This is a genomic window from Pseudoalteromonas sp. SR41-4 (assembly GCF_014163985.1).
Taxonomy (GTDB): Bacteria; Pseudomonadota; Gammaproteobacteria; order Enterobacterales; family Alteromonadaceae; genus Pseudoalteromonas; species Pseudoalteromonas rhizosphaerae.
On the sequence record NZ_JACJEI010000006.1, the window covers coordinates 121,444 to 136,248 of the forward strand.

Annotated in this window: 13 protein-coding genes; 9 read left to right on the forward strand and 4 right to left on the reverse strand. The window is 39.9% G+C overall.

Annotated elements, in window-relative coordinates:
* Positions 1 to 154 precede the first annotated feature (154 nt).
* From H5180_RS06830 to H5180_RS06855, 6 genes are all read left to right on the forward strand, one after another.
* On the forward strand, positions 155 to 535 hold the full coding sequence (locus H5180_RS06830; RefSeq protein WP_145240786.1) for a BlaI/MecI/CopY family transcriptional regulator: 381 nt from the start codon (positions 155 to 157) through the stop codon (positions 533 to 535).
* Positions 536 to 561: 26 nt separating this feature from the next.
* Positions 562 to 2,106 (forward strand): M56 family metallopeptidase, encoded by a 1,545-nt coding sequence (locus H5180_RS06835; RefSeq protein WP_182731137.1) that lies wholly within the window; start codon positions 562 to 564, stop codon positions 2,104 to 2,106.
* Between the two features lie 223 nt (positions 2,107 to 2,329).
* Positions 2,330 to 3,742, forward strand: coding sequence for an MBOAT family protein (locus tag H5180_RS06840; protein ID WP_145240790.1), 1,413 nt, complete (start codon positions 2,330 to 2,332; stop codon positions 3,740 to 3,742).
* Positions 3,743 to 3,761: 19 nt separating this feature from the next.
* Positions 3,762 to 4,937, forward strand: a complete 1,176-nt coding sequence (locus H5180_RS06845) for a hypothetical protein (RefSeq protein WP_259399548.1) — start codon at positions 3,762 to 3,764, stop codon at positions 4,935 to 4,937.
* A gap of 222 nt (positions 4,938 to 5,159) precedes the next feature.
* Positions 5,160 to 6,065, forward strand: coding sequence for an ABC transporter ATP-binding protein (locus H5180_RS06850; RefSeq protein WP_149981756.1), 906 nt, complete (start codon positions 5,160 to 5,162; stop codon positions 6,063 to 6,065).
* A complete protein-coding gene (locus H5180_RS06855) occupies positions 6,065 to 7,585 on the forward strand; it encodes a hypothetical protein (protein ID WP_182757964.1) in 1,521 nt (506 codons plus the stop codon). Before H5180_RS06850 ends, H5180_RS06855 begins: the two co-directional genes overlap by 1 nt.
* A gap of 100 nt (positions 7,586 to 7,685) precedes the next feature.
* Here the strand turns inward: H5180_RS06855 and H5180_RS06860 are convergent, their stop codons facing one another.
* The 4 genes from H5180_RS06860 to H5180_RS06875 are packed head-to-tail and all read right to left on the reverse strand — an operon-like array spanning position 7,686 to position 10,714.
* Positions 7,686 to 9,836, reverse strand: a complete 2,151-nt coding sequence (locus H5180_RS06860) for an exonuclease domain-containing protein (protein ID WP_182757965.1) — start codon at positions 9,834 to 9,836, stop codon at positions 7,686 to 7,688.
* A 53-nt stretch (positions 9,837 to 9,889) separates the two neighbouring features.
* Positions 9,890 to 10,258 carry a TM2 domain-containing protein gene (locus tag H5180_RS06865; RefSeq protein WP_182718001.1) on the reverse strand — a complete coding sequence of 123 codons (369 nt, stop codon included), beginning with the start codon at positions 10,256 to 10,258 and terminating at the stop codon, positions 9,890 to 9,892.
* A gap of 14 nt (positions 10,259 to 10,272) precedes the next feature.
* Positions 10,273 to 10,485 carry a membrane protein insertion efficiency factor YidD gene (gene yidD, locus H5180_RS06870; RefSeq protein ID WP_220491300.1) on the reverse strand — a complete coding sequence of 71 codons (213 nt, stop codon included), beginning with the start codon at positions 10,483 to 10,485 and terminating at the stop codon, positions 10,273 to 10,275.
* Positions 10,486 to 10,489: 4 nt separating this feature from the next.
* Entirely contained in the window at positions 10,490 to 10,714 is a 225-nt protein-coding gene (locus tag H5180_RS06875; protein ID WP_145240804.1) for a DUF4177 domain-containing protein, read from the reverse strand.
* Positions 10,715 to 11,012: 298 nt separating this feature from the next.
* Here H5180_RS06875 and betI point away from each other — a divergent pair, with 298 nt between their 5' ends.
* The 3 genes from betI to betA are packed head-to-tail and all read left to right on the forward strand — an operon-like array spanning position 11,013 to position 14,738.
* On the forward strand, positions 11,013 to 11,603 hold the full coding sequence (betI, locus tag H5180_RS06880) for a transcriptional regulator BetI (protein ID WP_145240806.1): 591 nt from the start codon (positions 11,013 to 11,015) through the stop codon (positions 11,601 to 11,603).
* 1 nt (position 11,604) lies between these two features.
* Positions 11,605 to 13,068, forward strand: a complete 1,464-nt coding sequence (gene betB / locus H5180_RS06885; protein WP_145240808.1) for a betaine-aldehyde dehydrogenase — start codon at positions 11,605 to 11,607, stop codon at positions 13,066 to 13,068.
* Entirely contained in the window at positions 13,068 to 14,738 is a 1,671-nt protein-coding gene (gene betA, locus H5180_RS06890) for a choline dehydrogenase (protein WP_182757966.1), read from the forward strand. The genes betB and betA overlap by 1 nt, the downstream gene beginning before the upstream one ends.
* Positions 14,739 to 14,805: the final 67 nt, after the last annotated feature.

Here is a 14,805-nt window from a genome sequence, read left to right on the forward strand (position 1 = left end):
CATTATTTACAAATTTTAAAGAACTTTTTAGCCTGGATTACGAGTACTAATTACTAAATTATTAAAAACTAATTAATTAGTTGATAGATTGAGTTGGGCACGCTATAGTATTTAAAACTAATTAATTAGTAGAACTTTAAAAAGGTTAAATACGATGGCTAGAAATAAATCAAATCAGCTTACCGATGGTGAGCAAAGTATTATGGAAGTGCTTTGGGAAAGTGGTGAGGCGTCTGTGCGCGATATAACAGATGAACTATCAAAGGAAAAAAAAACCGCTTATACCACAGTACAAACGTTATGTAAGATCCTTGCTGAAAAAGGCTACGCCGACTTTAGAAAAGAAGGAAAAGCGTTTATTTACACACCAAAAATTACTCAAAAAGAAGCGCGGCAAAGTGCATTAACTTCGATGCTGAATAAGTTTTTTGGTGGCTCACCTAAGGTATTGGCACAGCATTTAATGCAAGAGACTGACATTGATCTTGATGATTTAGAAGCATTACAGCGTAAAGTTGACCAAAGTAAAGATTAACAAACCTAGAAAAGGACGTCAGGACAATGATGATTGAATATACCTTATTAACAACGTTAGCATTTCATCACCTTGTTATTGGTTTTATACTTTTATTGGGACTTACGTTGATTAATAAATGTGTTCCATCGGGGGCTGAGTTGAAAAGCTGGTTGTGGATGACGACGTTAATTACCGCAACAGTCATCCCTTTTACCTTGATCACAACCGGGAATGAAAACGAAAATACAGAGATCAATACAACAGCGCAAACCATTGCTTCTCAACAAGATCCTAATGTGTTGAACACAGCTAGTACGGGTATTATTAATGAGCCGAATAACAGCTGGCACTTGCCTAGTGAAATCGTATTTAATTTTTCATTTTTGCTAAGTATAGCCGTATTAATCTGGCTTGCAGGCAGCGTTTGGCGAGTATTTACAGTATTGTCATCATATATTCAAACACGCTATTTGATAAGCTCAACAATTGAAAAAGCGCCACATTTATCTGCCCATATTGATACACAGGTTTATACTTCAACTAAAGTATCCTCTCCTTTAGTTGTAGGGTTTAAACAACCTAAAATTATTCTTCCAAAAAGCCTTACCGAGCAACTCAAGCATGAGCAATTACTGGCGATAGTGCTTCATGAAAACGCGCATATTAAACGCAAAGATAACTGGTTTGGTTTATTTCAAGAAGTCATCGCGATTCTATTTTGGTGGAGCCCGGTGATACGCATGCTTAACAAGCAAATTCATGTAGAACGCGAAATAGCCTGTGACTTACGTGCAGTAAATGAAATTAAAAATACTCAACAATATGCGCAATCACTGATTGATTGTGCAAAATTAATGGTAATGCAGCAAAGGAGTGTGCTGGCAATGGGGCTTTTTAGTAAGAAAAAAGAGCTAAATTATCGCATTGGTGCAGTGTTAGAAAATAAGCAATTTAAAAAGCCAAGTATCGCTGTAATTGCTTTGGTGTGTGCAGTGCTCGCTGCTACAACGATTCAAGCAACGCAGGCATTTTCACCCAAAATTAGTATTAAACATACCGTAGCAGATGCCCGACATTATTCACTGTTACCACAATTCGAGAGCACTTTATTAATTAATGCGGTCACGCGTAATGATATTGATGCGATACGTGTGCTGCGAAATGATGGGGTTGATATTAATGTACCAGTGATTGGTGATGGCACTGCGTTAATGATTGCCGTGAAAAAAAATAACAAAATAATGACTCAGGCATTAATTGACTTAGGCGCGGATGTAAATCAGTCATCAAGTGGTGATGGTAACCCGCTGATAGTTGCTGCGATGAATAATAACATTGAATTGGCTACGCTTTTACTTGATAACGGCGCTGATATAAATGCAATTGTACCGCGTGATGAAACGGCCCTTATAAATGCTGCATATTTTGGTTTTTACGATATGAGCCAATTATTAATATCACGGGGCGCTGATGTAAACTTAGCGGTTACTACAGGAGCATCTGATGGTTACCAGCGACGTACCCCCCTTAATCGTGCTCGCACAGAGTCAATTAAAGCGTTACTAATAGCTAATGGAGCACGCCAATGAATCACATATTACTTCACTCGCCCCCCTGAATGCGTTGTTCTAACTTGGCTGATGAGCGAATGCAAGTCAGCCTGCGTCAAATTTATTTAAATTACTTCAATTAATTATTGATTGGTTTTCCCCCTACTTTTAGTGGGTCAACCAAACTCGCTCTGAATAAAGGAAAACAGTATGTTTACTCGTTACCAAAGAACAATTATTGAACAAAATATAAGGGGGCAACATGATATTTAATACCCCCATATTCTTTTGGTTTTTTGCCATTTTTATTTTGTTTTACGGTTTTGTTTTTTTAAAACAAAAACCCAAAGTGTATTTGATTTTAGTCGGCAGCTTAGTTTTTTATGGCGCGTGGAATTATAGTTTTATTCCCTTGCTGGTGGGCAGTGGGGTAGCCGATTACTTTATTGCTCAAGCTATATATAAAGCATCAACGCAGCAACGTAAAAAGCAATGGGTTACGTTATCTGTGGTGCTTAATTTAGGGTTATTAGCGGTGTTTAAATATGCTGACTTTGTACTCAATTCTGTGTCTGAGCTGTTATCTACGCTTGGTTACAATGCCTCCATTGAGACATTAGGGTGGGTACTGCCTGTTGGTATTTCTTTTTATACTTTTCAAAGTTTAAGTTACACCATTGATGTTTACCGTGGCGATATGAAACCACGTAAAGGCTTAGTTGAATTTGTTGCTGCTTTATCGTTTTTCCCACAACTGGTTGCAGGCCCAATTCTTCGTGCAAGTCATATTTTGCCACAAATGCACGCCATCGCCTTGCCTAAGTACACTGCTGTAAAACATGGTTTTTTGCTGATCACTGTGGGGCTGATTAAAAAAACTGGTGCAGATATATTGGCTATCCCTGCACAACATGCTTTTGAGGCAAAAGGCCCCATAAGCACACTGGAGCTTTGGACTGGCGTATTGGCATTTGCAGGGCAGATATACGGTGACTTTTCGGGTTATACCGATATGGCAATTGGTATTGCGCTGATACTCGGTTTTAGTATTCCACTTAATTTTAGAGTGCCTTACTTCGCACTTTCTCCGGTTGATTTTTGGCGTCGTTGGCATATTTCACTCTCGACTTGGTTACGAGATTATTTATATATTTCATTAGGCGGGAACAGAAATAATAACCGCACCCGTAATGTGTTTTTAACTATGTTACTGGGTGGTTTATGGCATGGCGCAGCGTGGACTTTTGTTGCTTGGGGCGCATTTCATGGCGCTATTATCACTGCTACGCACTATTTAGCAGGGCTGAAAATATTTGCACGTTTTAATCAATCCAATGCACTGTTTGTAACTTTTATTAAGTGGGCCATCACGTTTTATTTAGTCCTTATAGGTTGGGTGTTTTTTGCAGCCAACGACTTAACTTCTGCCATAGATATTATTACTAATTTACATGTATTTAATTCAACAATAGCAGCTGGAAGCAACGCAATGACTATTTTTGTAATGACCAGTGTGTGGGTATTACTTGTACATATTATGGATTTTTACGTAATAAAGGGCGCTGACAAGCTGGAAAATAAACCCTGGTTATTTTGGCTGTTAATGATGTTAGGGCAAGGGGTATGTTTATTTATCGGGGAGCCAAGCAATGAGTTTATCTATTTCCAATTCTAATCATCAAGGTAGAGTAGCAATGACATCACAAAAATTATATGGAAAGTCGATTCTTGTTATTGGCTTATGCATGGCTTTCGCACTTGTCGGTATTCATCTTATTTTGCATGGGATGGGAGCAAATACTCAAGGCGCAATAGCAAGGGTTACTGAGTCACGTGTAGCTTTGCCACAAATAGTGAAAGAACCAAACGATGTTGTGATGTTTTTTGGCTCATCAATGACGCGTGCCGGATTTTCGCCACGAAAATTTGATGCTGATTTAGCGCAGCGGGGTAAGCAAGTTAAATCATTTAACTTTGGCTTTGGTGGGCTAAACCCGTACTTTCAAGATTTTTTATCACGACGTATTGCGGATGAATTTGTCAAAGAAGATCGCAAAATAAAGCTAACCATGATTGAGTTTAATCCTTTTCAAACCACGCAAACGCGCTGGAGCAGAGCGACCCCAGTTTTAGACTCATTTTTAACTTTACTCGCTAATGATCAGGAGTTAATGGTAATTGCAAAAAATGATCTTACTCGTGGCGTACGATTATTCAATATAAAATATTTGCGCGGCAATATTTCAGCTGAAATGATCACCAGTTTTTTGGGTCGAGAGATGTTTCCACCTAAATCGCATCAAACGTTTAAAGATGATGATGAAACTATTGCGCAGCGTCGCCGCTTAGGACGTTTACTCGGTGAAAAATTTGTAGAAGAATATCCTAATTATAAGGGCGCAGAATGGAGCTATGAATGGCAAGGGGGCGGTACAATCCCACAAGAGCGAACAGCAGAAACGTTAGCTATATTTAACGACTATTACCACGTTACGCAAACTGATAACGAAATGAAAAACGATCGCCTTAGTCGTATTCGCAGTGCAGATATAGAGCAGCTTCATTTTCAACCATTATTGGTTACGCATTTTATTAATATTGTAAAAAACTTTCAACGTGTATCTGAGAACGTTGAAGTGATCATGCTGCCAAAAAACAGTAAGTGGATAAAAACAACACCAGAGGCTGAAAAACGTTTAGCAGAAGTAATAGCGCAAATAGAGCAAGCCACTGGTATTAAAATGAAAAACCATCAAAATATACCGCAAATAACCCCGCAAATGTACCGTGATACCACGCATTTATCGCGTTATCGTGGCGATATTGCTTACACAGATTATCTAATAGAGCAGTATCAAAGTTTGTTTTAGTTTTTACTGCGGTTAGACTGAATAAGTTAAATGCATCAGCGGGTGAGAAAAATGACTACACGTTAACTTATCACGTTGATGTTTTTCGCCATTATTTGGTAAGAGTTGTTATTCAATATTGTTTATTTAAAAAGTTTAAAACTTAAGTCGTTGATTATTAATTGTTATTTACATGGCTTAATATTTGCTGAATGAGTGTAACTTAATTAGGAATAGACACTCATGCTATTAGATATTCAATCATTACGTCATCAATATAATAAAAGCAAAGATGCAAAATGCGCAATTAATACATTATCTTTGCAAGTTGAACCTGGGATTTTAGCCTTGTTAGGCCCTAATGGAGCTGGAAAATCTAGTTTGATGAGAATTCTGGCTACCATTACTAAGCCAACACAAGGTGTTATTTTATGGCAAGGCCAAGATATTGTTAAATCACCACAATTGTTACGCAAAGAGCTGGGCTATTTACCTCAATATTTTGGCGTGTATGAACAACTGTCGGGGTTTGAATTTTTGCAATATATGGCAGGGCTTAAAGGGCTTGAAAATGCACATGCCAATAGTGTTATTGATGATTTGCTGAATAAGCTTAATTTAACCCACGCCGCACATCAGCCGCTAAAAGGTTACTCTGGAGGCATGAAACAACGCATTGGAATTGCGCAGGCGTTATTAAATGATCCTAAATTATTGATCATTGACGAGCCGACGGTTGGTCTTGATCCGCATGAACGAGCCAACTTTAGGCAGTTATTGACTGAGCTTGCGGCGGATCGTTGCATTATATTCTCCACGCATATTGTGTCAGATGTTGAATCGATTGCGGACCGCATTGCCATTATGCGCGGTGGCACACTTATTCAATCAGTAACAGCGAATGTATTACAGCAAAAAGTGGCTGAAAAATGTTGGACATTAACGATTGAACCATCGGATCTGAAACAGATCCAGCATGAGTATATTGTTAGCCACAGCATTCGAAAAGAAGGAAAGCTTGAATTAAACCTTGTTGCGGATCATTGCCCTGATTCTAAAGCCACGGTACGGGCGGCATCACTCGAAGATGCTTACTTGTATTTTACTAGCGAGCAACCAGCACCTCGCAGCGCAGCGAGGATCGGTTAATGAAACAGATTTGGCAATGTATGGTCGCTGACTTTAAACAACGTACACGACAACAAAGTTATATGGTGACCTTGTTGGCTATGTCTGTATTAACGTTATTGTATTTTCCGTCCCCTGATGCGCAGTACCAAACACTAGTGATTAATGGCTACCGCGGCATTTATAACAGCGCGTGGATTGGTGTATGTTTAGCTATGCTAAATGTTATGTTCTTACCAATTATTTGCTTTTACTTGGTTAAAAATGCACTTGAGTTAGACAGGCAATCAAAAACGTGTGAGCTTATTGCAGCAACGTCGATTAGCAAACAGGCTTTTCTATTCGCTAAGTGGGGGGTAAATGTACTGATTTTACTTTCAATTGTATTGGCGATGTTGCTCAGTAGTGTATTGATACAGCTTTATTATGGCGAAAGCTATCAGGTTGATGTGTGGGCACTCGTTTGGCCGCAATTAGTGTTTGTTTTACCTTTGTTATTAGCAATTGCATCAATCGCTATTTTATTTGAGTCGATAACGTGGCTCAAAGGGGGGTTAGGTAATGTGGTATATTTTTTCTTGTGGGTTGGCTCGATAACGCAAAGTATTGAAGGAGTATCAGGCATTGGTGCAGAGCTTGAAAGTTTAGATATAGAGGTTGCTGCGCGTTTTCCAACAGAGCAGGGTGGTACCAATGTTGGCATAACAGCTAGTGAATCTGTAAAAACATTTGTTTGGCATGGGTTTGAGCCAAGTGCTGTGCACTTCCAAGGAATGTTGCCTTTATTGATAGTCAGCTCAATAGCTCTAAGCTTAGCATTTTTATTTTTTGATCGTTTTAGTAATGGCTCAATGAACGAGATTAAAAAGCAATGGCGAATAGTTAGCGTAATTGAAAAAGTCACAGGAATACTCGATAGAATATTTGTTGGCGCAACTAAGTCATTCGCTGTTACACGCTTATTACGATTAGAGTTTAAGTTAATGCTTAAAGGGCAAACAAATCTGTGGCTCATCGGATTGGTCATTTTGAATGTGTGCCAAGTTTTTGTTGATCAGAACCTGTTGCTGAGTCTTTTTTTACCTATGTCATTGTTGTGGTGTGTATTGGTTATATCGCCGTTAGGGCAGCTAGAGAGGCAAACAAATACTATTGAAATTATGGCTTATAGCAAGCAATCACCGCTATTACAAAGTATGGCTAGTTTCAGTGCTGGTTGGGGATTGTTAGCCTTTGCCTGTATAGGCAGTATTGCGCGGTTTTTAGTCATAGCTGAGTGGTTGTTGCTGGTGCAATTGTTTGTGGCTATTTCGTTTATGGTTTCGTTGGCCTATTTTTGCGGTACATTTACGCAGTCAAAACGAATGTTTGAAGTTGTGTTTCTAGTCATTTGGTACATAGGGCCTCTGCAAGGTGGACTATATTTAGACTTTTTAGGGGTGAACAGTCAAGCGAGTTGGGATGCAGGAATGCCTTATTACTTTTTGGGTATTGCAGTTGGGTTATTAATGCTAACGGTAAGTATTAGACAGACGCGTTGACTTCTATAGCGAGGTACTGGGAGGGTTGCAATCAATACCTTGCTTTTATTTAGCAAAAGCTGGCTTTGGGTCATTTGCGCTAAAAGCTTAAGTTATTAATTTAGTTAAATTTTTTTATAAGCAAAAGTAACTCAGCGGTTGCGCTGGCATCAGCGAGTGCTCGGTGATGGCTTGTCAGGTTTAAGTCAAAATGCGCACTGAGGTTACCTAAAGAGTATGATTTTAAACCAGGAAACGCTTTGCGAGATTCAACCACAGTACATAATTTGGGCATTTTAAAGTGGATACCTGCCATTTCACATTCTTTACGAATAAAGCCGTAATCAAAGTTTACATTGTGAGCCACAAAAATAGTGCCTTTTAGTTTATTAAGTAAAGTCTCAGCTATTTCAGTAAAGCGTGGTGCAGTTGCTACCATTGCGTCATTAATACCGGTTAAAGACACTATAAACTTAGGAATGCGCATTTGCGGGTTGATAAGTGTTGACCAAGTATCAATTACTTTGCCGTGTTGCATTTTAACTATGCCAATTTCGGTGATCCGATTGCCGCCTTTTAAACTACCAGTGGTTTCAATGTCGACCACGCTGTAAATACGATTGGGATCATTAACCCATTTTACGGCCGCAATGTGTACATTGAATCCATTATTTTTGAGGCAATCAATCGTTGTTAGCTGATTACGTCTTAATTTATCACCTGGGGCTTTTACTTCTTCAAAATGGAGTTTATTACCATTTAGCACCATCAAATCAGGGTAACCATCTTTAAGCTGCATAAAGCGCATGGTCATATTCTTTAAGTGACTTTTTAGCGCTGCTAATGAGCTATTTAAAATCAGCACTTCTAATGGTCGTAATAGCTCGCTATGCCAGCGAAACAGCCCATTAGCTTGCTCAAAATAACGGGCGGCACTTTTACAAACGTGTTTTAGTAAATCATCCGGTGTTTGCCAGTTTGCTAGTAGTGCTTCAATTTTTTGGTGTTGGGTATGATAAAAGCAGTCGGTTCTCAATGATTGTGGAAACATATCAAACTCATTGCAAGGTGGGGTGGGAGTATCTATATAAAGCTCGCGCCAAAAAACTAAACCAAAAAGGCTCTGCCAAAGCGTATTTTCGGTATAAAAAACAGTTAACCCTTGTTGAGTGTAGTGTTCTGTAACACCTTGCTCTACATCGTTTCGATAAACTTCGTCAATTTCAATAACACATTGCGTATCGGCGAGCATTGCACTTAAGCGAGAGCGAGTTTGCTTGTTAAATTTACGCATTAAAAAGTCATCAGCAAAATACAGTAAATCATCAGTGAGCGGATCTTCGATGATGGTTTCAAGCTGGATTTTTACCCACTCTTTATTACCTTGGCGGTATTGCTCGCGTATTTGTAATTCAGTTGCTTCAGCGCTATTTTCACAGGCATTTAAAAGTGTAAAACACAGCTCAATATTATATTTTTTTAGTTGTTGGTGAAGTCGTAAAAGGAGCTTGTTTTTAAGGTTGACTGCTAATGTACCTTCGGCCGGTTGATTAATAAGCTCAATAGCTAAAGCTTGATATTCGTCATCACTTTGCGCGCTTTTAAATGCCATGCGATAACGATTTAGCGCGTAGTTAGATTGCGCCTCTTCACGTGTATCAAAGCGAGCTAAACTTACTGTATGGTTTTCTCGTGTGGTTCTTAGGCCCAAATCACGCAGTACAAAGCTATTTTGATGGTTAATATCACCAGTGCTTAAGCGGCCTATGTATAGAAATTCAAAGTATTCATACACAGCAAAGCGGTTATTAATAACAAACTGGTTATAAAGGCAGGTTAAATGTTCCGGCTTAGTAGCAAAAAAATCGCAAGTCTGTGCTACCAGTTGTGCTTTAGTGACGCTTTTTTTAATACTAGGTTGGATATCGAAAGGCGCGAGTAGTGCTAGCAATACGGGTTTAGTTAGATGTGCGAGTACGTGTTGATAGTCGGTGTAATTTGGATGACTAATGAGCTGTGCTGTTTTTAGCTCTTCGAGTGCCAGTGCAGGGCTGTCTATTTCATTATAATTAAGCGTGGTGATTGCTACGAGTAAAGGTTTACGAGAATAAATGCGTGCCAGCATGCACTGGCCTTGCTCAGTAAGTCGGTTTACTTTATTAATGAAATCGACGTGTTTTTGCTCTAATAAGTGTCTGCATTGAGTGTCGATAAATGTTATTAGCTCTTTAAAGTGGGCTAAATAATATTTTTCGGGTAATTCTTTTTTCATAACACACACCGTAACTGTATAAAAAAACAGTATCTAGCATTTGCTTTAAGTAATCAAGAGTCGGTTAGTTGTTTTAGAATATCAGCCATAACTTGATTGTTATATTGATGGACGATGCGTTGACTCTTAAAAAGCTGTGGTAATTCAATTAACAAAACGACGATGATTAAAAATACGCCAAAGCTATAAATAGTGAGTATGCCAATTAGCATCAGCGTTAAATTCACCGCACCACGTTGAAATCTACCTAAGTAAAAGTGGTGTAAACCTGCGGCAAAAAACCAATTCAGTACCGCATAAGTATCAGGGTCTTTAACGAGACGCTTTTCTTGCTGGTAAAATAGTTTACGCTGTTCAGGGGACAATGCATTTACTTCTGAACGAAGCTGCTCTTCTTGAGCATTTAGTTGTTCTGATGTCATGGCATTAATAAGCCTCAAGGAAGTGGATCGGATTTTACGGTTACACAGTCGGGGTTATTGCAACGCCGTATTCTTTTTACGCCAATAAACAGACCTTTCACTAGCCCATATTTAGTAATTGCTTGATGAGTAAACTCTGAGCAGGAAGGACTGAAATTACAACTAATATTAAAATGTGCCTTAGCGCCGCCATTTTTTTGATAGCGGCGAATTGCACTAAGCGTCATTGCTTTAAGCACGGTTTCTGCCTAACGTTAAGATCACAGCTTCGCGTGACCAAAATAGCAAAAAACGTTTGCTTTCGATAACCTGAAATACCAGTTGCCAGCCATTTTGTGCTTCATCATTAAGTGTTGCTTCTAGCCTTTTAAGTGGTAACCCGCTCGAACCTAGCAGCAATGTGCCACAGCCACCCTCAACAACATGCAATACTTTATATTCATTAAAATTAGACATCGAGTTTCCTGTAGTTTGTTTTTTTGATAGATAATTCTGTGATTTTAAAAGTGATACCTGAGACTAACCAGATATGATTTTCAACCTAATATAGCTGATTTTTTTCGCATTTACTTAAAAAGCAGCTGTTTTTCGATTTTTTTCGCAACTTTTTTCTAAGCCGATTTATCAACGCTAGGACAGTTACTTAGGGTCACTTAGCTCTCTTCATTTTAGCCTATTCACAGTTTGTCAACCTTGAATTATCAGTTCCATTACTTTAACCTTTATTTTTATTGAACGTTCAATTAATAAAAATATGCCTAAAGTTGGAATGGAACCTGTCCGTCGTCAGCAGCTAATTGACGCTACTATTAGTTCGGTTGCTGAATTTGGCTTACAAGCAACAACCATTAATAGTATCAGTAAAAAAGCAGGATTATCGTCGGGCATTATTAGTCATTATTTTGGTGGTAAGCAGGGCTTGATAGAAGCCACTGTGCGTTATTTATTAACCAATCTAAAACACGAGCTGATCAAACAAGTAACGCCAACAACGACCCCTGAGCAAAGGTTAATGCTGATAATAGAAGCTAACTTTGCCAGATTACAACAGCGCAGCGATACCACTAAAACTTGGTTAAGCTTTTGGGCGCAATCGATGCACGATGTTCAGTTGCATCGCTTACAGAACGTAAATAGCCGACGACTTCTTAGTAATTTAGTCAGCTCATTTAAACAATTGATGGGTGATGATGAAGCCAAACTTGCAGCGCAATTATGTGCGGCAATGATCGATGGCTTATGGTTAAGAGCGGTACTAAGTAAGTCTGATCAAGATCAATTTGCACATTGTGAACAGCTAGCAAAAAACTTTGTATGTTCACTTATCAAACAGTATGGAGCTTAATGTGACAACACCTGTTTATCAAAACTTTATCAATGGTCACTTTTTAAAAAATCAAAGTGGCGAAACATTTGCAGTTAAAAACCCAGCAACAGATGACGTAATTTATTATGTAGAAGTGGCAGATGCGTTTATTCAAAATGCGGCTATTCAAAGTGCTAAACAAGGATTTGCTGCATGGTCAACTATGAGTCCGATTGAACGTAGTCGTATCTTACTAAAAGCGGTTGCATTATTGCGCGAGCGTAATGATTTACTTGCAAAAATAGAAGTGCTAGATACCGGTAAACCATGGCAAGAAGCCGAGTGTGTTGATGTGCAAACTGGCGCTGATGTAATCGAGTATTTTGCAGGGCTAGCACCTGCCCAAGTTGGCCAGCAGCAAATGGTTGGCGAAGATTTTTATTATACCCGTAAAGAGCCATTAGGGATTTGTGCCGGAATCGGTGCGTGGAACTACCCGCTGCAAATCGCTTGTTGGAAATCCGGCCCAGCTTTGGCTGCCGGAAATGCATTTATTTTTAAACCTTCTGAAGAAACGCCACTTGGCGCAATTAAGCTTGCCGAAATATTCATCGAAGCGGGTGTACCTGCAGGCGTGTTCAACGTGGTGCAAGGTGCAGCAGAAGTTGGCCAGTGGTTAACACAATCAGCTGATATTGAGAAAGTATCGTTTACCGGCGAAGTAGGCACAGGTAAAAAAGTAGTTGCTAGTGCTGCGGGTTCATTAAAAGATGTCACCATGGAACTTGGTGGTAAATCACCACTGCTAGTATTTGATGATGCCGATATTTCACAGGCAGTAAGTGCTGCAATGTTAGGTAATTTTTATACGCAAGGTGAAATTTGCACTAACTGCACCCGTATTTATGTTCACAAAAATGTTTATCAGCAATTTATTGATGAGCTTAAAACACGCACTGAAGAAAATATTATAGCGGGCGATCCACTCGATCCTAACGTTAACTTTGGCGCATTAATTTCCAAAAAGCATCAACAATTAGTGATGAGCTATATCGATAAAGGCATCAGCGAAGGTGCAACGTTATTAACAGGTGGTAAAACGCTTAGCCCAGCCTCTGCACCAAACGGTTACTTTGTTGCACCAACGGTATTTATTGATTGCACTGATGATATGACGATCGTCAAAGAAGAAATCTTTGGTCCCGTAATGAGCGTATTAACGTTTGATGACGAAGATGATGTAATTCACCGTGCTAACGATACTCACTTAGGCCTTGCTGCAGGCGTGTTTACCAAAGATATTAAGCGCGCACACCGTGTTATTCATCAGCTGCAAGCAGGTATTTGTTGGATCAACAGCTACGGCAATTCGCCAGCAGAAATGCCTGTGGGCGGTTATAAGCAGTCAGGTATCGGTCGTGAAAATGGCATTGAAACACTTGATCATTACACCCAAACTAAATCGATTTATGTCGGTATGACTAATATAGAGAGCCCATTTTAATGACTGCACTAACGTATGATTACATCATAGTGGGTGCAGGGTCGGCGGGCTGTGTACTGGCTAATCGTTTATCCGAAGATAGCCGCAACCGCGTTTTATTATTAGAGACTGGCGGCAGCGATAAAAGCATTTTCATTAAAATGCCTACCGCGCTATCAATTCCGATGAATTCAGATAAATACGCGTGGCAGTTTCATAGTGAAGCTGAACCGTATCTAGATGATCGTCAAATGCACTGCCCGCGTGGCAAAGTGTTAGGTGGCTCATCATCTATCAATGGCATGGTGTATGTACGTGGCCATGCTAAAGACTTTGATGAATGGCAACAACATGGTGCACAAGGGTGGGATTATCAATCCTGTTTACCGTATTTTCAAAAAGCAGAATCATTCTATTTAGGTAAAAACGACTATCGTGGTGATAGCGGCCCTTTGGGTGTGAACAACGGTAACGAAATGGCGAACCCGCTTTATAAAGCCTTTATCAAAGCGGGCCAGCAAGCCGGATATGCAGCCACTGACGATTATAACGCAGCGCAGCAAGAGGGTTTTGGTCCAATGCACATGACCGTTAAAGACGGTGTGCGCAGCTCTGCAAGTCGTGAATATTTAGACCCAGTGAAGTCACGTAGAAACTTAGTTATTGTTACTGGTGCGTTGGCTGAAAAGGTGTTGCTTGAAGGCAAAAAAGCCGTTGGTGTGCAGTACAAAGTTAATGGCGATATTGTTAAAGCAAAGGCCAGTAAAGACGTTATTTTAAGTGCCGGTCCGATTGGTTCACCGCATTTATTGCAACTTTCTGGTATTGGCGACAGCGAAATACTTAAAGCAGCGGGTATCGAGGTTAAGCACCATTTACCCGGGGTTGGGCAAAATCTGCAAGATCACTTGGAGTTTTATTTCCAGTATAAGTGTAAGCAGCCAATTACCTTAAACGGCAAGCTTGGCCTTATTTCAAAGGGCCTTATTGGCGCGCGTTGGTTATTAAACCGCAGCGGTCTTGGGGCGACTAATCATTTTGAATCTTGTGCATTTATTCGCTCAAAACCGGGGGTTGAGTGGCCTGATATTCAATATCACTTTTTACCTGCGGCAATTCGTTATGACGGTAAAAGTGCTTTTGATGGCCATGGTTTTCAGGTCCATGTAGGGCATAACAAGCCTAAAAGCCGCGGTGCAGTAACAATTAAATCGGCTGATCCAACGGTTGCACCTAAGATCCAATTTAACTATTTACAGCATCAAGATGATATTGAAGGGTTTAGAGCCTGTGTGCGTTTAACGCGTGAAATCATTGAGCAAAGTGCGTTTGATGATTACCGCGATGGCGAAATCCAACCAGGTAAAGAGATTCAAACCGATGAACAAATAGATGCTTTTGTACGTCAGGCAGTTGAGAGTGCTTACCATCCTTCATGTTCATGCAAAATGGGTGAAGATGAACTGGCAGTAGTAAACTCAAATACTCAAGTACATGGCATTGAGGGACTGCATGTGGTGGATTCATCAATCTTCCCAACGGTTCCTAACGGAAATTTAAATGCGCCAACCATTATGGTGGCAGAAAAAGCGGCTGATCTAATTTTAGGTAAGCCACCACTTAGTAAATCGCAAGCAAAGGTTGCTGTTGAATCTCAATGGCAAACTGTGCAGCGTAGTTCGGAGATCTAACCAGGCCACCTGGGGCACATTTTGTACCTTGGGGCTTGCAGTGGCGCGCATCATAAGTTGTTTGTGG